Annotated in this window: 21 protein-coding genes and 1 pseudogene; 9 read left to right on the forward strand and 13 right to left on the reverse strand. The window is 57.1% G+C overall.

The window, feature by feature from the left end; all coding sequences use genetic code 11:
• Positions 1–33: 33 nt before the first annotated feature.
• The gene (locus I8E17_RS07510) at positions 34–912 is read right to left on the reverse strand and encodes a LysR family transcriptional regulator (protein WP_069612182.1); all 879 of its coding nucleotides are present in this window, start codon (positions 910–912) and stop codon (positions 34–36) included.
• Between the two features lie 103 nt (positions 913–1015).
• On the opposite strand from I8E17_RS07510, the gene I8E17_RS07515 reads away from it, so the two are divergent.
• The 3 genes from I8E17_RS07515 (at position 1016) to I8E17_RS07525 (ending at position 3610) form a co-directional block, all read left to right on the forward strand.
• The gene (locus I8E17_RS07515) at positions 1016–1240 is read left to right on the forward strand and encodes a DUF1127 domain-containing protein (RefSeq protein WP_069612183.1); all 225 of its coding nucleotides are present in this window, start codon (positions 1016–1018) and stop codon (positions 1238–1240) included.
• Between the two features lie 339 nt (positions 1241–1579).
• Positions 1580–2434 (forward strand): D-alanyl-D-alanine carboxypeptidase family protein, encoded by an 855-nt coding sequence (locus I8E17_RS07520; RefSeq protein WP_069612184.1) that lies wholly within the window; start codon positions 1580–1582, stop codon positions 2432–2434.
• Positions 2435–2869: 435 nt separating this feature from the next.
• Positions 2870–3610, forward strand: coding sequence for a class I SAM-dependent methyltransferase (locus I8E17_RS07525; protein ID WP_069612185.1), 741 nt, complete (start codon positions 2870–2872; stop codon positions 3608–3610).
• 29 nt (positions 3611–3639) lie between these two features.
• Here I8E17_RS07525 and I8E17_RS07530 read toward each other — a convergent pair.
• The 6 genes and pseudogenes from I8E17_RS07530 to metG form a co-directional block, all read right to left on the reverse strand.
• A pseudogene (locus I8E17_RS07530) lies at positions 3640–3804 on the reverse strand (helix-turn-helix domain-containing protein); the annotation flags it as partial.
• A 226-nt stretch (positions 3805–4030) separates the two neighbouring features.
• A complete protein-coding gene (locus I8E17_RS07535) occupies positions 4031–4510 on the reverse strand; it encodes an SRPBCC family protein (RefSeq protein ID WP_069612186.1) in 480 nt (159 codons plus the stop codon).
• 68 nt (positions 4511–4578) lie between these two features.
• Positions 4579–5070, reverse strand: a complete 492-nt coding sequence (locus I8E17_RS07540) for a YbaK/EbsC family protein (protein WP_069612187.1) — start codon at positions 5068–5070, stop codon at positions 4579–4581.
• On the reverse strand, positions 5067–5894 hold the full coding sequence (locus I8E17_RS07545) for an MBL fold metallo-hydrolase (protein WP_069612188.1): 828 nt from the start codon (positions 5892–5894) through the stop codon (positions 5067–5069). Before I8E17_RS07545 ends, I8E17_RS07540 begins: the two co-directional genes overlap by 4 nt.
• A 4-nt stretch (positions 5895–5898) precedes the next feature.
• Positions 5899–6681, reverse strand: coding sequence for a TatD family hydrolase (locus tag I8E17_RS07550; protein WP_069612189.1), 783 nt, complete (start codon positions 6679–6681; stop codon positions 5899–5901).
• Between the two features lie 8 nt (positions 6682–6689).
• Complete coding sequence (gene metG / locus I8E17_RS07555; RefSeq protein WP_069612190.1) at positions 6690–8243, reverse strand: methionine--tRNA ligase; 1554 nt, start codon at positions 8241–8243, stop codon at positions 6690–6692.
• A 249-nt stretch (positions 8244–8492) separates the two neighbouring features.
• Between metG and I8E17_RS07560 the strand changes: the two genes are divergently transcribed.
• Positions 8493–9293: a sulfite exporter TauE/SafE family protein gene (locus tag I8E17_RS07560; RefSeq protein WP_069612301.1), complete on the forward strand. Its 801-nt coding sequence runs from the start codon at positions 8493–8495 to the stop codon at positions 9291–9293.
• A 51-nt stretch (positions 9294–9344) separates the two neighbouring features.
• Here I8E17_RS07560 and I8E17_RS07565 read toward each other — a convergent pair whose 3' ends face one another.
• From I8E17_RS07565 to I8E17_RS07590, 6 genes are all read right to left on the reverse strand, one after another.
• The gene (locus I8E17_RS07565) at positions 9345–10376 is read right to left on the reverse strand and encodes a DNA polymerase III subunit delta' (RefSeq protein ID WP_069612191.1); all 1032 of its coding nucleotides are present in this window, start codon (positions 10374–10376) and stop codon (positions 9345–9347) included.
• Positions 10373–11050, reverse strand: a complete 678-nt coding sequence (tmk, locus tag I8E17_RS07570; RefSeq protein WP_069612192.1) for a dTMP kinase — start codon at positions 11048–11050, stop codon at positions 10373–10375. Before tmk ends, I8E17_RS07565 begins: the two co-directional genes overlap by 4 nt.
• A 153-nt stretch (positions 11051–11203) precedes the next feature.
• The gene (locus I8E17_RS07575; RefSeq protein WP_069612193.1) at positions 11204–12415 is read right to left on the reverse strand and encodes a D-alanyl-D-alanine carboxypeptidase family protein; all 1212 of its coding nucleotides are present in this window, start codon (positions 12413–12415) and stop codon (positions 11204–11206) included.
• Between the two features lie 70 nt (positions 12416–12485).
• The gene (locus I8E17_RS07580; RefSeq protein ID WP_069612194.1) at positions 12486–13661 is read right to left on the reverse strand and encodes a septal ring lytic transglycosylase RlpA family protein; all 1176 of its coding nucleotides are present in this window, start codon (positions 13659–13661) and stop codon (positions 12486–12488) included.
• Positions 13662–14042: 381 nt separating this feature from the next.
• A complete protein-coding gene (locus I8E17_RS07585; RefSeq protein WP_069612195.1) occupies positions 14043–14912 on the reverse strand; it encodes a sigma-70 family RNA polymerase sigma factor in 870 nt (289 codons plus the stop codon).
• Positions 14905–15528, reverse strand: coding sequence for a flavodoxin family protein (locus I8E17_RS07590; RefSeq protein ID WP_069612196.1), 624 nt, complete (start codon positions 15526–15528; stop codon positions 14905–14907). Before I8E17_RS07590 ends, I8E17_RS07585 begins: the two co-directional genes overlap by 8 nt.
• 352 nt (positions 15529–15880) lie before the next feature.
• On the opposite strand from I8E17_RS07590, the gene I8E17_RS07595 reads away from it, so the two are divergent.
• The 5 genes from I8E17_RS07595 (at position 15881) to I8E17_RS07615 (ending at position 22407) form a co-directional block, all read left to right on the forward strand.
• Entirely contained in the window at positions 15881–17182 is a 1302-nt protein-coding gene (locus tag I8E17_RS07595; protein ID WP_113397797.1) for a site-specific integrase, read from the forward strand.
• Positions 17151–17429, forward strand: coding sequence for a hypothetical protein (locus I8E17_RS07600; RefSeq protein ID WP_162751129.1), 279 nt, complete (start codon positions 17151–17153; stop codon positions 17427–17429). Before I8E17_RS07595 ends, I8E17_RS07600 begins: the two co-directional genes overlap by 32 nt.
• Positions 17430–18128: 699 nt before the next feature.
• On the forward strand, positions 18129–18554 hold the full coding sequence (locus tag I8E17_RS07605; protein WP_162751130.1) for a hypothetical protein: 426 nt from the start codon (positions 18129–18131) through the stop codon (positions 18552–18554).
• Entirely contained in the window at positions 18551–20281 is a 1731-nt protein-coding gene (locus I8E17_RS07610) for a virulence-associated E family protein (RefSeq protein WP_113397801.1), read from the forward strand. The genes I8E17_RS07605 and I8E17_RS07610 overlap by 4 nt, the downstream gene beginning before the upstream one ends.
• Positions 20282–21585: 1304 nt before the next feature.
• Positions 21586–22407 (forward strand): terminase small subunit, encoded by an 822-nt coding sequence (locus tag I8E17_RS07615; RefSeq protein ID WP_113397803.1) that lies wholly within the window; start codon positions 21586–21588, stop codon positions 22405–22407.
• Positions 22408–22434 lie beyond the last annotated feature (27 nt).

Genomic DNA, 22434 nt, shown 5'->3' on the forward strand with positions numbered 1-22434 from the left:
TCGACGAGCGCCCAGCCGCGGTCATACCATGTGTTACATTGCCTGAATTTCACGCAGCGATTTCATGATCTCGCGAAGGCCCTTGGTGAGATGCTTGTCCCGGCGCAGGACTATCCCGAGCTGCCGTACCAGTCTCGGCCTGAGCGGCGACGTCACCAGAAGATCGGACTTGTCGCGTCTCAGCGCCATGTCCGGGAGGATGGACCATCCGAGACCCGCGGCAACCAGCTCCTTGATGGCCTCGACGCTACCGAACTCCATGGCCGGTTCCGGGCGGACGCCGCCTGCCTCGAACCATTCGTTCGTCGCGCGGCGTGTGTTGCCGCCTTCGTAGAGCAACAGCGTCCTGTCTTTCATGAATTCCACATCCGGCCCGCCATCCGGCATTGGGCTTCCTTTGGGGGCGACGGCCAAAAGCTCGTCCTCATGGAATGCTTCGACCTCGAGAGAACGGCCGACGGCGGGCAGGGCCACCACTGCGAGATCCAGCGCATTGGCTTCGAGATCCCGCAGAATCTCGTCGATATTGCCAATACGCACGATGATCTCGAGATCAGGCATGCGTTTCTTTGCCATGGCGATGGCGCGCGGCAAGAGATGAATTGAGGCCGTGCCGCCGCTGCCGATCCGCACACGACCGACCGATCCCTCACGAAAGGGCGTCATCGCCTCCTCCGCCACAGAGCAGGCTTCGATGATGCGCCGCGCATGCGGCAGCAGATCAAGTCCGGCCGGCGAGGGCTGCGCCCGTCGCCCCACGCGCTCGACCAGTTTCACGCCGAGGCGTTGTTCCAGCAACTTCACCTGCAGGCTGACGGCTGGTTGCGTCAGCCCGACCTTATCGGCGGCAGCCGTGAAACTGCCGAGATCGACGACACTGACAAAGGCGGCCAGATGATCCAGATTAAGCAATAGAAAAATTCCTTATGGATTGCATAGATACCATAAGCTTCATTCATTGCTTACGCCAGTGCATCCTGAGGCCATCTTGATACGAGCCCCGAGGAGCATGAAAATGACCACCGACATCCATAGGCCGATGCCTGTAGCGACGGGCGCAGGTCGTGGTCCGCGAAGGCGTGGAATTTTGCGAAGCGCGCTGGCAAGGTTTCTGGTCTATCTCGAAAAGCGTGAAACGAGGTGGGACCTGCGCGACCTTACTGACGACCAGCTTCGCGACATCGGCATGACGCGCGCCGAAGCGCGTGCCGAGGTCAATAAGTCCTGGTTTTGGGGATGAGGCAAGTCGGTCAAAGCGCGCGAGCCATCGGGCCGAACGCATTAAATAGCATCGCGATTGTCAGTGTGTTTGGCACGTTCATCGCTGCAATCAAGCCGGCATAACCCTTATTCGCGGCGCGAAATCGTAACTCATTCCGGCGCAATCAACCGCTTGTGATCCGACCCAGCCAATATTGAAAAGAGCAGGGGGTTATTGCCGCCTAACCCTTTTTTCATGGCGCCGTTCTTTTTTCCGCCATAGATTTGCCCGATCCATCGCCTTCGAAAAGCGGCGAATATTCACTTTCGATCGCCGCGCCCCGTCACAGATTTCAATCGCAGGAAACGCAGACAAACCATGCTCAAGAAGACCTCCATGCTGCTCGCCGCGGCAATTTCGACCGCGTCGCTCCTCGGCGCAGCTTCGTTGGCGCAGGCCGGGCAGGCGAGTTATGTGGTGGATGCTCATAGCGGCCAGGTACTGGAGGCATCGAACGAGAACGAGCTGAATTTCCCGGCATCGCTCACCAAGATGATGACGCTCTATCTCGCTTTTGAAGCACTGCATGCCGGTCATCTGAAATGGGATCAGAAATTGACCATGTCGGAGAATGCCGAGAGCAAGGAACCCTTCAAATTCGCCATTGGCGCAGGCCGCAAGGTCACTGTGCGCGAAGCTGTCGAGGGCATCATCGTGCTGTCCGCCAACGATGCAGCGGTTGCGATCGGCGAGCAGCTTGGTGGTTCCGAGGATAATTTCGGCAAGATGATGACTGCAAAGGCGCATCAGCTCGGCATGAGCAATACGGTGTTCAAGAATCCTTCGGGCCTGCCGGACCCGGAGCAGGTCACGACGGCCCGTGACATGGCAACCCTCGGCGTTGCGCTGATGCGTGACTTCCCGGAAGAGTTCAAGCTCTTCTCGATGCGCGGCATCAAGTTCCGCGGCATGAAGCTGCGCGGCCACAACAATCTTATGTATCGCTACGCTGGAGCCGACGGCATCAAGACCGGCTATACCGATGCCTCCGGCTACAATCTCGTGACCTCGGCGACGAAGAATGGCCGCCGTGTTGTCGGCGTGGTGATGGGTGAGAAGACCGCCGAAATTCGCGACAACAAGATGGCAAGCCTTCTGGATACCTATCTGGCCCCTGTGGCGACAACAGCCACGGTGTCGACCGGAACTCCCAAGCAAAGCTCTGCCAACTGAGTTCGGCCTGACTTCAGGATCCAGCCAGCCATTCATCTTTGGGCTGCCACCAAGAGGGCGGCTTCGCGGAGAAGCCGATCCTGCCGCATCGCGCCTGTCGTGGAGGGCAGGGATCGCGTTTCTTCATGCAAACGTGCGATGAAAATCCCGACTAATGCTCGCTGAGAGGGCTCTCTCGTGGCGAATAATCAAGTAGTGATTGCCGAACTGGCGGGCTGCCCTATGTCTACAGCGGAAGTTGCTCGTTCGCTGCGCTTATCATGTTCTGGTACGAAACAGCGCCGAACTGAGAATTTGCGTAGGCGGAGATATCTGGTTTCAGTTTGTATTCTCCGAAAATGAAGGATCCATCATGGGCCGCGCCCGGTCTGATGCTCCTTGCAAGATAGATTTCGCAAACATTTCAACGCATTAGGTCATGTTGGGAGGGCTGGGATGACGTATGATGCACGTTTGGCGCGTGAGCGCGACTTTCATAATGAACGCTTCGGTGCGGTGGAGGAGCGCAAGGAGGACTCGTTCTATTTTGCGGTAAAGCCTGCCGTGGATGCCTATTGGCGGCTGGTGAGGGCGGCCTGTCCCGAAAGGGACGTGCTCGAATACGGGTGCTCAAACGGCATGAGCAGCATTGGTCTTGCACACTCCGCCAAGCGGATTACCGGAATCGACATTTCGGATGTCGCCATTCAGCAGGCCACGAACACGGCGGCTCTCCGTGGGATCGAGAACGTGACGTTCCAGGTCGATAATGCGGAGGATATGAATTTGCCGTCAGCGAGCTTTGACGTCGTTTTCGGCAGCGGCATCCTCCATCACCTCGTCCTGGATAAATCGCTGAGCGAGATCCGGCGCGTGCTGCGACCCGGCGGCAAAGCCTTCTTCTTCGAGCCGCTAGGCCATAATCCCGTGATCAATCTCTATCGCAACCGGACGCCAGAGGCTCGTACTGTCGATGAGCATCCGCTTTTGAAATCGGACTTCGAGGTCGTGCGCAAATATTTCTCGAAGTGCGATCTGGAATTCTTCGGGCTCGCTGCGCTCGCGTCCATTCCGTTTCGCAAGAGCCCGTTCGGCGCCGCGGTGCGGGGCGCCGGCAAGCGGATCGATAATTTGCTGCTGAAAATCCCGGGTGTCAGATGGCAAGCCTGGATCGTCGTCATGGCTTTGGAAGCATGACGGGCCTGCCGGGCGATTGAAGCGAGTCTGGCTGGACCTTCCAGGTCATAGGCCTGTAGCAGCCGATGGACCTGACTTCGACTGAGGTCGAGCCGGTCCGCCGCCTGGACGACGCTCAGGCGTTCGTCACGGATCTTCTGGATGAGTTCGAGGCGATGCAATTCTTTCTGCGATATGGTGATCAAAAAGGACATGACGACTCCGACCGCTCAGGGTCTCGACCAGGCTGAAGATCGTCATCCTTGCTCCCAACGTTGGCTTTGACCAGTGCGTCGAGAGGCGAGACTGTCGCATCTCTAACTGGCCCGACTGTCGCATTACTAAATAGAATGTACCCCCGCTACATACAAACATCAGATAAGATAGATTATGGAACTAAAGCAGGTATCGATATGGCGATGGTGCAGACGCCTTTGGCTTTTATTCCAGATGGTTGGCCAGATTTTCGAGGGTCGATTTCAGTCCCTCGTCATGATCTTCTCTGCGGATGCCGTGCGGTACGTCCTCACAAATTATGGTGACGCTTGTGCCGGTTGGAACCTCTGTCAAGGTCCAGGTCATGGTCATCGTTCCTCCGAATGCGGCGTCATCGGATTCGAAATCCACCGTCTGAACGATGCGTTCATCCGCCATGATCTCGAGGAAACGACCGGAGACAATGTCGGTATGCTCGGAGGATTTTCCAGGCGTTGAATGATCCAGTGCGTCATAGGATAGCGCCATTCGATAACGGCCGCCTTTATGCGGTTCGAAGACGTGGATGCGGCACGTCATGCCTTTCGGCGGAAGCCATGAGGCCAATGCTTCGGGATCGAGGAATGCTTTGAAGATCGCGCGTGGCGTCGAGCGAATTATCCGGGAAGCCGTATCGGTCCTTTTGTCGTCTGAAGCCTTGCTCATCGCATCCTCCCCGTCGCACCGCGGGGATCCCATGGAATCTCTGCCGGCGCCGGCTGCATTCGCTATTCTTAGCTCGCCTTGATGCGGATCACCTTGGCCGCAATCTTTTCGGCCAGCGTCGTTGGATTGCAGGAGAAAATGCTGTCCGGGCGCCCGGCTGCGCACCAGACCTGATCGTAAGCCAAAAGGCTTTCGTCGATGAAAACAGGCAGATCGACCAGATGGCCGATCGGCGCGACGCCGCCGATGGCGAAACCGGTCTCATCGCGCACGCGATCGATATCGGCACGCTTCAATCGAATTCCATAAGCTGCTGCAATATAAGCGGTATCGGCATTATGGGCGCCCGAAACCAGAAGCAGCGTCAACGCGTGCGTATCGGCATTGACGAAGACCAGCGATTTGACGATCTGGCCAACGGCGCATCCCGCAGCCTTGGCAGCCTCTTCGGCCGTCCGTGTCGATTGCTCCATGCGCTTGATCGATATGTCGAGCCCCAGCGCGCGCGCCGCAAGTTCGACGCGCTCCAGGCTGGAAAGCTTCTTGATATCTTCGCTCATAGCTCATCATCCTCCACGTCGAGTTCGATCTGCATTTGATCGTAGGCCGGCTCGACATGATCGGGCGTTTCAGCCAGCACGGTTTCATAATCGAGCGGCGTATGCATGTGGGTCAAGATGGCATGTTTCGGTGCCAGGCGTTCGATCCATTCGAGCGACTGTTCCAACGACAGATGACTTGGATGAGGCCGATACTGCAACGCGTCGATGATCAGGATGTCTAGGTTTTGAACCTTTTCTATCGATTCCGGCGGGAAATCACTGATATCGCTGCAATAAGCGAGTTTACCGATACGGAAACCCAGCGAATGGATATCACCATGTATCTGTTTGTGCGGCCAGAAGCGGATCGGGCCGCCTGCCCCGTCGATCACGAAACTTTTCTCCAGATTTTCGATCAATACCGGCCGCACGATCGGCGGATAGCTGCTGCCGGGTGGTGTTTCCAGGCAGTAGCGAAAACCTTCGCAAATGCGATCCATGGTCGGCGGATCGGCATAGATCGGGATGCGCTCGTTTGAAATATGGAAGTAGCCGCGCAGATCATCGATGCCGTGGATATGGTCCGCATGGGCGTGGGTATAGAGAACGGCGTCGATGAAGCTGACGCCGGCATGGATCATCTGTTCGCGGAAATCCGGACCGGTATCGATGACGACGGTGGTAATGCCGCCGTCCGGCGCTATCTGCTCTATCAGGAAGGCGGCACGCGTCCGTCGATTCTTTGCGTTTTTCGGATCGCAGGCGCCCCAGTCGCCGGTAATACGGGGAACTCCCGGCGACGATGAACAGCCCAAAATGGTGAAGCGCCGCCGGTATGTCACGACGTCAGACCCTCGTCATATTGGAGAAGCAGCGGAATGCGTTCGCCGTGGTGATCTCGGCGATTTCATCCATGCTGACGCCGATCGTCTCAGCCAGCACTTCGGCCGTGTTGACGACATAGGACGGTTCATTACGCTTGCCGCGCCAGCGCTTCGGCGCGAGATAAGGCGCGTCGGTCTCGACCAGCAGCCGGTCGTGCGGGATCGTCCTGGCAATCTCGCGCAGCTCTTCCGATTTCGGAAAGGTCAGGATGCCGGAGAAGGAGATATAGCCGCCAAGCTCGACACCGGTCTCGGCAAGGGCAGGGCCGGCGGAGAAGCAGTGGAGGATAAAGGGGAAAGCCCCCTTCCCTGTTTCCTCCGTCAGGATCGCGGCCATGTCCTCATCGGCGCTGCGGCTGTGAATGACGAGCGGCAGCTGTGTTTCGCGAGCGGCAGCGATATGGCGGAGGAAGCCGGTCTTCTGGTCTTCCGGCTTGACGGTATCGTAGAAGTAATCGAGACCCGCCTCGCCGATCGCGACGATCTTTTCATGCCGGTTTGCCAGCCTGATGAGATCTTCGGTCTGGATGTCCAGCTCCTGGTCGGCGCTGTTCGGATGGGTGCCGACCGAGCAGAAAACCGACGGATAACGCTCGGTCAGAGCAAGCAATCCGTCGAGCTTCCTGACCTTCGTCGAGATGGTGACCATCTGCTTGACGCCCATCTCGTGAGCACGCGCGACGATCGCATCGCGCTCCTCTTCGAAATCGGCAAAATCCAGATGGCAATGCGTATCGATCAGCATGGAGAACCTTATTCGGCGGTCGGCGCGACATAGCGCGGGAAGACCGGCTTCGGGGCTTCCAGCGGCGTTCCGGCAACGAGGCGACCTGCCTCGCCGAGCGCCGCAAAATCACGCTTGTCGGCAGGGATTGCAATGAGATCCAGCAGTTTCGCAGAGGATTCCGGCATGAAGGGTTGCAGCAGAATGCCGATCTGGCGAACGACGTCGGCCGTGACATAGAGCACGGTCGCCATGCGCGCCGGATCGGTCTTCTTCAGCGCCCAGGGTTCCTGGCTCGCGAAATAGCGGTCCGTCTCTGAAACGACGGCAATAATGGACGCAAGGGCGCGATGAATGAGCTGCTTGCCCATGTCTTCGCGGGTCGAAGCGAGCAAGGCGTCGGCCTGTGTGAGCAGCGCCTTGTCCTCGTCCGTCAGCGGTCCGCATTCCGGGATCTTGCCGTCGCAGTTCTTGACGATCATCGACAGAGAACGGCTGGCAAGGTTGCCGATGCCGTTGGCAAGGTCGGAGTTGATGCGCGTGCCGATCGCCTCTTCGCTGTAGCTGCCGTCCTGGCCGAAGGAGACTTCGCGCAGGAAGAAGTAGCGCACCTGGTCGAGGCCGAAATGGTTCACGAGATTGACCGGATCGACGACGTTGCCGAGCGACTTCGACATCTTCTCGCCCTTGTTGAGCAGGAAGCCGTGGGCATAGACGCGCTTCGGCAGGGGCAGCTTCGCCGACATCAGGAAGGCCGGCCAGTAGACCGCGTGGAAGCGAATGATGTCCTTGCCGATGACATGCAGATCGGCCGGCCAGTATTTAGCCCGCGGATTGTTCCGATCCTCGATGTAGCCGGTCGCCGTGATGTAGTTTGTCAGGGCGTCGACCCAGACATACATGACGTGCGACGGGTCGTTCGGCACCTTGATGCCCCAATCGAAGGTGGTGCGCGAGATCGACAGATCCTTGAGGCCGGATTTGACGAAGGAAATGACTTCGTTGCGGCGCTCGGCCGGACCGATGAAATCGGGGTTTTCCTCGTAATGTTTCAGCAGCCGGTCCTGGTATTCGGAGAGCTTGAAGAAGTAGCTTGCCTCCTCCACCCACTCGACCGGCGTGCCCTGCGGTCCGTAGCGCACGCCGTCGGCGCGCAGCTCCGTTTCGTTTTCCTGGTAATAGGCTTCGTCGCGCACGGAATACCAGCCGGCATAGGAATCCTTGTAGATGTCGCCGGCATCCGCCATCAGGTTCCAGATGTTCTGCGAGGTCTCGTGATGGCGCGGCTGCGTCGTGCGGATGAAGTCGTCGTTTGACGCGTTCAGCAGCTTTCCCATCGCCTGGAATTCATCGGAATTGCGGTTGGCGAGCTGCTGCGGGTCCATGCCTTCGGCTCGCGCCGTCTGCTGCATCTTCTGGCCATGTTCGTCCGTACCCGTCAGGAAGAAGACGTCACGGCCATCGAGGCGCTGGAATCGTGCCAGCGCGTCGGTGGCGATCAGCTCATAGGCATGGCCGATATGCGGCTTGCCGTTGGGATAGGCGATCGCGGTGGTGATGTAGAACGGAGTTTTTTCGGTCATGTGAGGCAGTGGCCCGCTTTTACTGTTACGTCGCAGTTATTCTTGCTCCGCTCGCTTTAGCGCATGTTTGTCATGAGCGAAACACCAAGTTTCGCGCCCGCAGCATTCGGAACTTCGGGATGGCGCTTTGCTTGACTCGGCTCCGCCTCGCCTTTACCCCTTCGAAAGAGTGGAGCGCAGGACAGAAGTGACCGTGAATTTCATCGTTTTATGTATTGGTCTGCCTAACGGCTTCAAGAGGCCGTGAATTTGAGTTTGATTGATTCCTTTCAACCGCTTTATTCCTTTTCCGGCTTTTTCGTCGGCATGCTTGTAGGCATTACAGGGGTCGGCGGCGGTTCGCTGATGACCCCCCTGCTTGTACTTCTCTTCGGCGTCCATCCGGCAACGGCCGTTGGCACGGATCTGCTCTATGCCGCAATCACCAAGACCGCGGGAACGGCCGTGCACGGCATGCACGGGCGGGTCAATTGGAAGGTCGTGAGCCTTCTGGCCTCCGGCAGCGTTCCCGCGGCGCTCGCCATGCTCTGGATCATGGCCGGCGTCAATCGCGAGAGCCCCGCCGTTGCTCATACCATCACCCTGTCGTTGGGCTGTCTTCTGCTTTTGACGGCGCTGATGCTGATTTTCCGGGGCCAGATCATTGAGGCCATCCGCAAATGGCGCGGCGAACGCGGAACGATATCACCACGCAATATCGCCCTGTTGACCGTCATACTCGGCCTTATGCTTGGCATTCTCGTCACCATGACCTCGGTCGGCGCGGGTGCGCTCGGTGTCACTGTCCTGCTCGTGCTCTATCCGCAGACAGACGTGCGCGAAATCGTCGGCTCCGATATCGTCCACGCAGTACCCCTGACCCTGATCGGCGGCATGGGCTATTGGTTCATCGGCGAGATCAACTGGACGATGCTCTTCGCCTTGCTGGTGGGATCCATTCCCGGCATCGTTGCCGGCAGCCTGCTGGCGCCGCGCCTGCATGAGCGGTCCGTGCGTATCATCCTTGCCGTCACGCTGGCGATTGTCGCCTGCAAGCTGATCTCTCCCTGACACGATTCACAGGAAACTGCGCGGTGGCTTTCGTAGGGAATTACGGTCTGTCTATGCCGAAAGCTGCTGCTTGAGTTCGCCGAGAATGGTGATGAGCGTCTGCTTGCGGTCAAGATTATACGCTTGGGATACGTTCAATCGCTCAGTGGTCTCGGAGTGCAGCCGGGCCAGCCTCTCGGCCGTGGAAATGGAGCCTCCAAGAGCGGCAGCGCGAGCTCGATCGATGATGTCATCGCCGATATGCGACAGGAAGAAGCCAAAGATCGTGTCGCTGTCCTTGCCGGAAAGCGCGTCGGCGAGGCGGTGCATCGCCTTGCGAGCCGCCGGCCCATCAGCCGAAAGCACTTGCCGATAGGCCTCGATGATCTCGCCGCCGCCGTAGTTCAGGAGCTTGAGCGCCTCGCTGACGCTGCCCTTGGCAGCGGAGAGCAATTCACTCCCCTGCCCGGACGGCACGCCGAGATTTTCGAGTGCCTTGCGCAAGGCATCATTGCCAAGCGGCGCAAGTTTCAAAGGCAGGCAGCGTGAGCGGATCGTCGGCAGAAGCCGGCCCGGTGCATGCGAAAGCACGAGGAACAAAGCGCGCTTCGGCGGTTCCTCGAGAATTTTAAGGATGGCGTTGGCCGCGCTGCGGTTGAGATCGTCGGCGGGATCGATGATGACGATCCGCCAGTTGCCGGTGCCAGAGGTCTGCGAAAAGAATTTTCCGGCGCGGCGCACTTCGTCGACGGTGATCGCGGATTTCGCCTTGCCGGTCTTGTCGTCGACCGGCCGGCTCAAATGCAGCAGATTGTGCGAAGCTCCGCCGGAAATCTGCCTGGAGACGACAGACGCCGGATCGGGATCGCCGATCCTCTCCGGCGCTGACGCCGGATCGGGATGGGAGAGGACATGATTGGCGAAACGGAAGGCGAGCGTCGCCTTGCCGATGCCCTCAGGCCCTTCGATCAGCATTGCGTGGTGGCCCTTGCCGGAGCGGTAGGATTGCGCGAGGAAAGTTTCCGCCTCTTCATGGCCGAAGAGCTTCGCATTGTCCTGCGGAGGAATAGCGCCGTCGAGGACGCCCGGACGTTCATCGCTCATTGCGCCGCTTCCGATCCTGCGGCAATATTGGCTGCACCGAGCCGCTTGTCGACAATCTCGGCGATTTCAGCGGCGATCTCATCTTCCGACCTCTGAGCATCGATTACGTGACAACGCTCGGGCTCGCGGGCGGCGATATCGAGGAACGCTTCGCGGCGCTTCTCATGGGTCTGCATCTCCTCCTTCTCGAAGCGATCGGGTGCGGTTACGGCGGAGGCGCGCTTGCGCGCGCGCTCCAGACCGACTTCGGCGGGAATGTCGAGCATTAGCGTGCAATGCGGAACGACGCCGTTGACGGCAACCCTCTGCAGAGCCTCGATATAGTCAGGCTCGAGATTGCCCGTTACGCCCTGATACACGCGCGAGGAATCCATGAACCGATCGCAAAGGACGATGGTGCCGCGCGAAAGTGCCGGGCGAATGACGTCCTCGACATGATCGTTGCGGGCAGCAGCAAACAGAATCGCCTCCATGCGCGTGCCGAACATTTCCGCAGCACCTGAAAGCAGGACGTGCCGCACCGCTTCCGCTCCAGGTGAGCCCCCGGGTTCGCGCGTTACCAAGACCTCATGGCCACGCTTGCGCAACCGTTCAGCCAGGCGGCGAATCTGGGTGGACTTGCCGGCCCCCTCGCCGCCTTCGAAGCTTACGAATAATCCGTTTGCATCAGCCAATGATCATGTCCTGCACTTTTCGCGTGCCATTCGTGCGGCGTGCGATACGCATCCTGTTTAACCCAAGACATGTCCAGGTGGAACCGTGCATGTCCCGGTCTCCGCCACTCTATATGGGGTGTGAACAGAGATTTCGCGAGCTTTGCGGCCCGCTCAGGTCGGCAAAGGCTTGTCCCACAGCCAGGAGAACAGCAGTGATTCCGTCAGTTCCATGAGGGCATCGAAGGCGCGGCGACCCAATGTGCCCTGCCCGACCGATTCTTTCGTGTAGAGTGGCAGCTCTCGTAGCAGACGCGCGCCGAGGAAGACGCGGAGAGTTCCCGCTTCGTAATCCGCAGCAACCGGCGCCGTCAGCGGCCAGCGATAGACGATGCGGGCGGATAATCGATCCGGCGTGTCCACAGGGACGTAGACATCGACGGGTATCTTGGTTCGCAGGCCGACGGTCGATGCGGCACCGCCATAGACGCTGGCATTGCCGATAACTTCGCCATCGGCGAAGATGCGTTGGCTCTTGAAATTGCTGAGTCCCCATTCGAGGACGCGTCGCGTCTCCTCGATGCGTTCCTTGTCGCTCTTCAGCCCGCCGAGTGCCAGGAACAGCCTGCGTCCATCGCGCTGAATGGAGGCGACGATTGAAAAGCCTTCGCTTTCGGCAAAGCCGAGCCCCAGGCCATCTACACCGATATTGAGCAGAAGCATCGGGTTCTTATTGCGCTGATAGATCTTGTTCCAGGTGAAGTCGGCCTGCCCGAAATATTTGTAAAGATCCGGGTGCTTCTCCTGCAGGTCCTGCGCCAGCATGACCATCTCCCGCGCGGAAACCCTGCCGCCGCCATTGGGGTCGTTGGCATCGGGCAGTCCGGTTGAATTGGTGAAGGTCGACCGCGACATGCCGATCTCGCGGGCACGCGCAGTCATGCGCCGCGCGAACTCGCGTTCGTTGATCGACATACCCTCGGCCAGAACGATGCAGGCGTCGTTCGCCTGCTGTACGGCTATACCCTGGATCAGATCGCCAACGCGGATGCGAGATTTCAGGGCTGCGAACATCGTCGATGCGCGAGAGGGTGCGCCGCCGGTCCGCCAGGCATTTTCCGAGACGGGATATTCGGTGTCGAGATTGATCTCCCCTCGCCCGATCGCGTCGAAAACGACGTCCAGCGTCATCAGTTTCGCAAGCGACGCCGGCGAAATCAGCTGATCCTCGTTCTTGGCAAGCAGGATAGTGCCGGTCGACGCCTCGATCATGAATGCCTGCGCGGCTTTCGTGTCGAAAGCGCCCGGTGCGGCCGGCTGCGCGACGGCCGTGACATTCGCGAACCCGAGGAGAAAAAGGAACAAAAGAATCAAGCGCTTTGGCATATCGTCCCCTTCATCCGACCACCGGCACGATTATTTTTGTGACGGGTTAAGATTCAGGCAATGACGCCGGTCAATCGACCTGCGTCGTACCCTGATGCTGACGGCGATAGGACGAGAGAATCGATTCCTGCGTGAGACCGTCGTTGCGCACCATGACGGCATCGAAAGCGAGGTCGACATAAACTGTTTTGACCGGCGCTTCCTGATAGCCGGCAACCATGGAGCCAAGGGACTGGTCCTTCTGGCTTGCCAGACGCGGAGAGAAATCCGGCCGTTCGCGGGGGATCGGGCCGATCCGCGGAAGCACGATCATGGTCGGATCCATCGCTTCCGCCGCAGGCATCGCTCCGCCATTCCACATCATCGGTGGCGGGTCGTTGCGCTTGGTGGCGTTGTAGCCGTCATCCGGGGTAGAACCGGCGAAGGCCGTTGCCGAATAGGGCGACTGGCGTGGGACGGGTGCGATCGCCGGCGCGGCATCAAAGCTGCGCATCTGGCGGCTGGCGCGCGTCGGTGTTGGGGTATACGAATCCGGCAGCTGATCGGCAGTCATCCGACCAGCGGACGCAACCATCACGCCGGTTGCGATCTGACCACCCGGGTTGATGCTGGGCAGACGCGAACCCTTCGGGATGTAGGAGGCCATCAGATAGGGTTCGTCATGACCGTCCATGCGGGCGCGGCCGACATATTGCACGCGCACATTGCCCGTGCCGCTATGCTGAAGGTCGAGCAGCTGGGCCGTCTTGTTCGAAAGGTCGATGATGCGGCCGGGATGGTATGGGCCGCGATCGTTGACGCGAACGATGATGGAGGATCCGGTCTCGACGTTGGTGACCCGGGCATAGCTCGGCAGCGGAAAGGTCGGATGGGCGGCAGTCAGCGACTGCTGGTCATAGACTTCACCGTTGGCGGTGAGACGACCGTGAAAAGCCGAGCCGTACCATGAAGCGATGCCGACCTTGTTATAGCCGAAATCTTCCTTGGGGTAATACCACTTGCCCTTCACCTGATAGGGATTGCCGACCATGAAGCGGCCGCCGCCCTTCGGCACTGGTCCGTTATTGACGACGCGAGGGCTCGCCTTCACGCCATATTCCTTCTCGGAGAAATATTCCTTGCCGTGCTTGCGTGTCGAAGCAACCTTCTGAGACGTCCCGCAAGCCGTAATGGTTGCGCACATCAGTGAGAGAGCGAACCAACGCATGGCCGTTGCGTATGTCACCGCCCGATTTTCGAATGTCATCTGTCCCAAGCCGCTACTCATTACTTTGACGGAGGTCTGCTACCGGTAATCCCTCGCTCCGGTATCCTGCTACGCTCCAATCACCTAACGGTGCTTTAATCATGATTGCAGTTTGGCGTTTTTGCGATGCAAATTGAGCTCACCGAAGAATTTCCGAAGATCATGGTTAATGCTCAGTAAAGTGCTGTCGGCCGCAAGCAATGTCGATCACATCCATCCCGCTACGGTAACGGTCTGCTTTCTGAGCGCCACCAGTCGTGCCGGACTGCAACAGATGCACTCGGTTTGTCATTGCGCTGGGATTGCGAAGGAGAGATTTGGCGCAGTTTTATCAGGCTGCTGTATCAAGACGCATCAGTAGTTCATCGGGATAGGTGTTGCCTACTTTAATGCGCCGATAATGTGCTGCAGTTTGTCCGGGTTGCGGGTGCAATAGATGGCGACGATTTTTTCCCGTTCGACCTGCAGCGCGGTCGTCTGCACGACACTGTCGCCTTCTATTGTTACGAAGCCCGGCAAGCCATCGATGACGGCATAGTGGATCAGTTGCGAGGGATGCGCGCGGAAAATTCGCGCCAGTCGCTCATGAAGCCGCATGGTGGCAGAAAGCCCGATGTGTGGTCGCTGCGATGTCGTCACCTTGCCGCCGCCGTCGGCATAGACAACGACATCCTCTGAAAGCAGAGCCTGAAGGGAGGCCGTATCTCCCGTTCTCGACGCCGTGAAGAAGGCGGCGGCAAGCTTGAGCCCTTCTTCCTTGCCGACCGCAAAACGCGGCCGTGCCTCGGTGACATGTGCCCTCGCCCGGCTGGCAAGCTTGCGACAGGCGGCCGCCTCACGACCAATTGCCGACGAGATCTCATCGAAACTCATGCCGAACACGTCATGCAGAAGAAAGGCGGCTCGCTCCAGCGGCGAAAGACGCTCCAAGGCCAGCATCAGCGGCATGGTTATATCGTCAGCCGCATCGCCGTCTTCCGGATCGAAAATCGGCTCGGGCAGCCAGGAACCCACATAGGACTCCCGGCGACGACGGGCCGATTTCAGCTCGTTCAGACAAAGTCTCGTGACGACTGTCCGCAGGAATGCCGCCGGTTCGCGAACGGAAGCGCGATCGGTCGCCAGCCAGCGCAACCAGCTGTCCTGCACGATATCTTCGGCATCCGTGACCGATCCGAGCATTCTGTAGGCAAGCCTGACAAGGCGCGGACGCAACTCAGCGAAGATCGGGTCGGACGGCGCCTCATTCATTGGCTGCGAACTCGCGCGCAAATGGATTGGCGTCGCGGCCACAAGCGAACTGCAGCGCCGTCAGCGCTACCCGCCGGCCAAGATGACGGGCGGTGGCGAGATCGGATGGCGGCGGCGCCGTCTCCGGGCCTTCGTCCGTATTGGCCTGCGCCGCCGCGCCAAGCCAGAAGCCGAGGCGGTTCATGTCTTCTTCCGAACCCGTCGAAGAGCAGTTGGCTGGCGGCAGATCGAGACCGACCCAATGCATTCCGTGCTGGGTTGCGAAGATCACCATCTGCATCAGCGTCGAAAGCTTGTCACCGGATCGTGACCCGGAGGTGGTGAAACCGGCAGCAATCTTGTCCCTCCACAAATAACCTTTCGCAAGAACTGTCTTCGACGTCGCCTCCTGAAATGCTTTGAATGGTGCAGAAACTGCACCCATGTAAGTCGGCGAGCCGAAGATGATCGCATGCGCCGCATTGAGATCACTCCAGTGGCGCTCCACCCCATCCACGGTCAACAGCATAGCCTCCGCGCCATCGACCTCTTCGACCCCCGCCCTGACGGCCTCGGCTTGTCGGCCGGTATGTCCGTAGCCGCTATGATACACGATTGCGATGCTCTGCCGGATCATTGTCATCTCCTTCGAAATTGATGTTGCGAAGGAGATGACAAGGCAGGGATGCTTAATGTGACACGTCGCGCTTCATTTTCGATGGCAATCTGCGTGACCAGGAATATTAAGTATAAATAATACAGAATATAGAATGGAAAGGATATCCAGCCATAAAATCTAATGATTTCATATCGATATGGCGGAAGAGGTGGCCGCCATTTTCACGTCTCAGGTTGTATCAGCCTGTGTCTGCGTCGTTATATAACATCATGTAATATCGTAATAATTTCTATTTTCATGTTTCAGCCGGTTGAATTTCGTCTCATTCTGCATCATTGTTTATGGCGGGTAAGATGATGGGTTTGAGACATTGCCAAAGAAAGCGAAAGAGCTAGGCCCCCTCGATGTGAAGCGGATACAGCACCCTGGCGGCGACAAGAATGCAACGGTTGCAGTCGGCGGCGTAGCCGGGTTGATTATGCAGATCACGCCTGCCGGTGCGAAGACATGGCTTCTGCGAACCATGGTGGGTGCCAAGCGGCGCGAAATCGGTCTTGGCGGATATCCAGATGTCGGACTGGCAGACGCTCGCCAGAAGGCCCGCGAGACAAAAGCTAAAATCGAGGTCGGCATTGATCCTGTCGAAGAGAAGAAGGCAGCGCGCGCCGCTCTTGCTGCTCGCCAAAAGCGCGGTCTTTTGTTTAAGGATGCTGCCAGCAAGTATCTAGCCACAGAGCTGAAGAACTTCAAGAACGCTAAGCATCGCCAGCAATGGGAGAACACTCTAGACACCTACGCTATGCCTGAGATCGGCGCTATGCTGGTTTCCGAGATTGGCCGCGAAGATGTTCTCCGCGTCTTGTCACCGATATGGGACAATAAGACCGACACTGCGAACCGGCTTCGCGGGCGTATTGAAAGAGTGCTGGATTGGGCTGCGACGAACGGGCATCGATCTGGAGAGAACCCCGCCCGGTGGGCAGGGAATTTGAAATTCGACTTGGCGATGCCGTCTGCCCTTGCGAAGGGAGACAATCAGCCTGCCCTACAGCTTGACGACGTTGAGCGTTGGTTCGCTGAGCTGCGGAAGCGCGAAGGTATGGGAAGCCGCGCGCTGGAGTTTCTAGCTCTGACTGCCTGCCGGTCTGGTGACGTGCGCGGGGCAGTATGGGAGGAAATTGATCTCGATAATGCGCTGTGGGTGATACCCGCTTCAAGAATCAAGATGGGTCGAGAGCATCGCGTGCCACTCTGCAAGGACGCCGTGGCGCTTCTGAAAGCATTGCCGCGCTTGGAGGGGATTGATCTTGTGTTTCCGGCAGTTAAGGGCGGCATGTTGTCTGACATGACCCTTAGCGCTGCCATGAAGCGAATTCATGCGGATGACATCGAAGACGGCGGCAAGGGCTTTGTTGACCGCGTGTCGAAGCGTCCAGCAGTTCCGCATGGTTGCCGCAGCACATTCAGAGATTGGGTTGCTGAGTACACCTCTTTCCCTGGGGAAATGGCTGAGGTAGCTCTTGCGCATAAGATCAGCAACGCCGTTGAGGCCGCTTATCGGCGTGGGGATATGGTCGAGAAGCGGCGCGTCATGATGACGGCCTGGAGCGACTTTCTGGCCGGCAGGAAGGGAGACGATAATGTGGTGCAATTTCAGAAAGCGATGGGCTGAGGACGAAGCGATGAAGAGTTTTAGAAAACGCAAGCGCATGAGTGGAATGGCTATTTGGGGGATGGTGTTGGCCGGCGTTGTTGCCATCGTTGCCGCAACAATGGTCGTCAGCAATTTCACCGGTCTGGATCTCCACGACGTTGGCGAGGCCATATTGGCGGCGATAGCGATACCGACCATTGCGATTTCGTGGTTGCGGTGGCGACGGGAGGAAAGTCGCCGGATTGGCCGTCTCCTTGGCGACTGATTTGTCAGCCTTGAAATTTGAAAGCCCGGCCATTGCGCCGGTTTTTTTGTAGGTGATTTGCCCGCCTGCAATGCAATTCGTTGTGAAAATCGCAACGAATACTTCCGATTTGGAGGTTTTTAACTAGGTTTATAATATTCATCCACAAGATAGCGAAACTATTTTTAGTCTTTATTCTGGAATGCAGAAAATCAGACGTTCTGTATTTGAAATAAAAGTCAATGGCTTACCCCATCGCCCGCACTTTCGCGTTGTAAATAACGCAACGTTTTCAGTAATTTATACGGTGTTGTTAAATTCACAACTCTTTACTAGGAATCCAAAATGATTCACCTTGATCTCAGTTCAAATCACTGAGGTTACAAGAAATGGCTACTTCAAATACTCTTTATCTCAAAGTCGATCAGGTCGGCGCTCGATACGGTGTATCCCGCCCGACCATTTGGCGTTGGACTCGGAAGGAGCCTTCATTCCCCAAGCCTGTCACGCTCTCGAATTGCTGCACGCGCTGGAAGATTGACGATCTGGAAGCATGGGAACGCAGCAAGGCCGAAAGCAATGCCGCCTAAAACGAGAAAACCCACGGCTGGCACCATGGGTTTTCGAAAACTTCAACGAGGCAGTGAAGCTATCATCAGCGTTACGAGCGCGTTGTGAACATAGCAACAAACACTGCCCTTTGCAATGCACGAGGGCAAATTGCATATCATCTACTCATCGAAGAACGGCAGACAGGTCGTTCGAGCAATTTCGGCAGGCGAAGATATCCCGGCTCTGATCAGAACAGAAGACGGAAATATCGGCTGTTGGAGTTGCGGCGCTAACGTGCGGCGTACCGCTCAGAACGCGTTCATCTGCATTGAGTGCGGCTGCGAGATGGCAATCGGGCATGGCAAATGCGTCACGCTCTCGATGACGCCAGACGGCTCTATACTGTCGAAGGTGACCCTTGTAGGCGGTCTACATCAGAATATTGATGTCCTCTCAAATGGAGACGTTGTAGTTTTCCCTGAGCCTGGGCATGGAGATTTCAGTATCGACCACCATGATCCGATTGGCATTACGCCGCTTAAACTCCTCATGGAAGCAGCAGATTTCCGTAGAAAAAGCGGGAGCGCTGCATGATGGTGACGGGACCTAGCGAGCCGTACACATTCGAAAATTGGCGTTCTGGAAAGAAGCCGCCGAAAGGCTGGGACTGCGCGAACGCTGTAGATGACGGGTGGGACCGTGATCAGTTCGAAGCGTTCTTCAGGGCGACCGTGAAGCCGTGGACGCCGCCATCTGACAAACTGCGAAAGAAGCCTGTCGATGAGGGTGCGCCTCCCTCCCGGCTCACAGAAGCGCCTCTACCAGACGCAGATGGCTACGGGATAGGCTCGGAGGCCCCCGAGCGGCCCCTAGCGCCTGCCGGCCCCCATGATCCATCCGACGACGCGGCGCTCTCTGGTGAGGTGCAGAGCAAGCCGTTTAGACGGCAAGAGGTAGGAAGCTATCCAGACATGCCTGCGCTTGTACTTGATTTGGCTCCGTCCTCCCTCGCTCCTCCTGAGATCAGGGGCGAATGGCTTAGTGATTTGGTGACGAACACTGAAGGCAAGACATTGCCGGGCATTACGAAAAACTGGACGCTGTTTTTAGAAAATCACCCTGAGACGGCTGGCGTGTTTGCGTTCGATGAATTTGCCGCTGAAGTGATGTTGGTCTCTCGCCCGCCATGGGATCTCGGTGAGCGAGATTGGAAGCCGCGACCTGTGCAGGATTTCGATATCGTTGAGGCGGTTGAATGGCTGGAGACGCGCCACCTAACGCCTAAGGTGTCCACACTCGATCCTGTTATTGAAAAAATCGCGAGAAGACGCCCATATCATCCGGTCAAGAACTATTTTGAAAGCCTGCCCGCCTGGGATGGCAAACAGCGCCTCGACACGTTCTTGACGTACTACATGGGTGCCGACGACACGGCGCTTAACCGGGCGATTGGCAGGAAATGGCTTTGTGCAATCGCGTGGCGTGTCTTCGTCCCTGGCTGCAAATTCGATACCGCGCTCGTGCTGCAAGGTTCCCAAGGCATGAAGAAGTCTAGCTTCGGTCGCGCCCTTGTGCCCGTTGATGTTTGGGTGACGGAAAGCGTCAATGTGGGCGACAAGGCGCGCGAAGTCATAGAAAACACAAGTGGCATTCTCATTGCGGAACTGGCAGAGCTTGCCGGAAAATCCACAAAGGAAATCGAGGCAGTCAAAAAATTCATGACCGTCACGCACGACAAGGCACGAGGAGCTTATCGTCGCCGTGCCGATACCGTGCCGCGTCAGTTCGTGTTTTACGCAAGCACGAACGAAGAAATGTTCTTGACCGATACGACCGGCAATAGGCGTTGGTGGCCAGTTTCGCCGCGTCGGATCGACCTCGACGCAATCAAGGCTGATCGCGATCAGCTATGGGCAGAAGTCATGCTGTCCTGGCGCGCTGAAAAGATTTGGATTGATGAGGACAGTGATCTTGGTCGGGAGCTTGCCGAGCTTAACAACACCAAGACCGATTTCGGCGACTACTTCGATCATCTTTATGACATGATCCCTGATGGCGATATGCTCCTATCGCCGAATGTCGTGAGGATGGCTATCACTGGCGGCTATGATGATGTTTCTCGCTTGCCGAGCGGCTGGCGCTCAAAGCTACATCGTGCCTTGGTAGGCCTCGGCTTCGATCCGGTAGCGCGACAGATAAAGATTGAAGGCGAAAACGGTCGCTACTATCAGCGCGGCACCGCTCGACGTATCGCGAGGTACTCAGATGGAAGGATTTTCGTTAAGGACTTGGACGCTCATTGCCAGGATGAGATCTTCTAACCGATAGCGTTTATCGTTTTGCTTCATCAAATGCCGCTCCATCCGTGAGCGGCTTTTTCATTTGTGAATTACCATTCCTGATGGGTAACGAAGTAATTGAATTAACATTCACATCATTTAAAATAACCTTTATATTTCAAAGTGGTAACGAAGTAACGGTAACGAAGATGATTTAAAGACTTATGTATAGAGGGTATATGACTGTATATACCCACATATCCCCCTCGTATAAGTCTTCAGGTAACGATTTTTTTTCAATACCGTTACCTCTCAAGCCAGCATGGCGTATTTTAGCTCGATCTCATTCATCGGTCGGCTCGATCACGCATTCTTCCGACAATCCGAATACGGGCCGCATGCAGGGCGCGAACTGATCGAATAGCGCTTGCTCCGATACGGACGATGATTTCCTCTATTGTCGTGATGAGACGGACGCGAAATCTATAGGCCGCAAAGAATAGCAGTGCCGCCATAACGGGTAGGATGAAATATGATGCTATTTCCCACGGTTTCGGATCATTCGTTGCAACTAAAGTTTGATCGTTCCTTAGCCAATCATTAAGCCGCGATGTTGGTGTGGTGGAATGAGTTTGCTTCCGCTGTTCGTATTCCTCAATGTCGGACATTCAGCTATCTATCAAGGGAAACGCCGGCATTGCACAATTTCGCGGAGGTTTCCGGTTGTGGCGTGCCGAGGGCCGTCTTTCGCTCGCTTTCCGATTTGCACATCGGCACCTTGTCCAAGAACTGGTATCCCTTCGCGGCCATGCACCGCATTACGGACCGCTGCCTGAGATTTGCATTTGCGTCATATTGCGAGGCGGATGCTGGAATATCGACGGCACCGACGCGGTTGCAGGACGTGTAATTTCCTATGGTCGAGCAGCTAAGCGAGCCAGGGTTGTAGTATCCTGGGCTATATTCCGTCCTTACGTCCGTTGGAATTTCATTCAAAGCTAATATCTTGCACTGATCGTAGTCTAGCTGGCGATTGTCGAATGTTGTGCCTGCTTTATACGCGACATATTGCGGCCCTGTCTGGCACGCTGTTAGCAACAGAGAGAAAGCCAATACCTGATAAATTCTACGCATAAGTCCCCTCGCCTGAAAATCGAACATCCTACCAAAATAATTACACTGATACATTGTTTTTCGGAGTCGGCAATCTCTAACGTTGATTGCGCCATTGTTGCTGCGACGCCTGCATCATTTGCCGGGCCTTGTGTAAGCCATCGGTCATCCGTGAACTGAAGACAACTGTTCGCTGCGATCCTGCGCCTTAGTAAAACTTAGTCGCCGGAACCATGACCCCGAAACAGCAACTGTTCATTCGAGAATACCTGATCGACCTAAATGCAACTCAGGCTGCGATCAGGGCTGGGTATTCCGTCAAGACCGCGAACGAACAGGCCGCACAGATGCTTGCCCGTCGCGATATCGCTGACGCCATCGACACGCTGATGGCTGATCGCTCCGTAAAGATCGGCATATCGGCTGAACGCGTGTTGTCAGAGATTTCAGTCATGGCCTTCTACGATCCGGCTGAAATCATGGTCGAGATCGGAAAAGCGGACCCTGAGCTTGCTGACGGAGTTTCGATCTCCGACGACGGAAAGATTTATGGCCTTCGCGGCCCTAACGACATTCGCCGACTTACCGAAAACGTGCGACGTGCGATCGTCGGATGGGGTTACGACCGCAATCAGAATTTCAGCGTCAAGCTTGCCGACAAGTCCAAGGCGCTCGATCAACTCGCGCGCCATCTGTCTCTTTACAATGATCGCATTGAGGTAACCAGCGTTGACGGCTTGGCAGATCGCCTCAATCGCATCGCTGCCCGCGAGGAAGACGCGCCGGCTCGATCAGCTCAGAAGCCCGTCGCTGCGCCTGCCAATCCTCTTGCCGGTCCTTCTCAAGAGTCGGCGCAGAACGCCACAGAGCAGCCCGCCAGCGAGAGTGACGACGCGAAGGAAGTCAAAGACCCCATCGGAGCTGCGGAGATCATAGCTGCCGCTCCAGCGCGATTCTACCGCGCCGTTCTGCCGCCTGAGCCTGAGTGGCCTGCGCAGGACGACGGGAAAATTGACTGCGACTACGACCCAACACGCGGCAATTACAACCTATAGTATAGCATCTAAACGAAAGGCACGCAC

This window comes from Rhizobium sp. AB2/73 (assembly GCF_020871915.1).
Classification (GTDB): domain Bacteria; phylum Pseudomonadota; class Alphaproteobacteria; order Rhizobiales; family Rhizobiaceae; genus Rhizobium; species Rhizobium dioscoreae.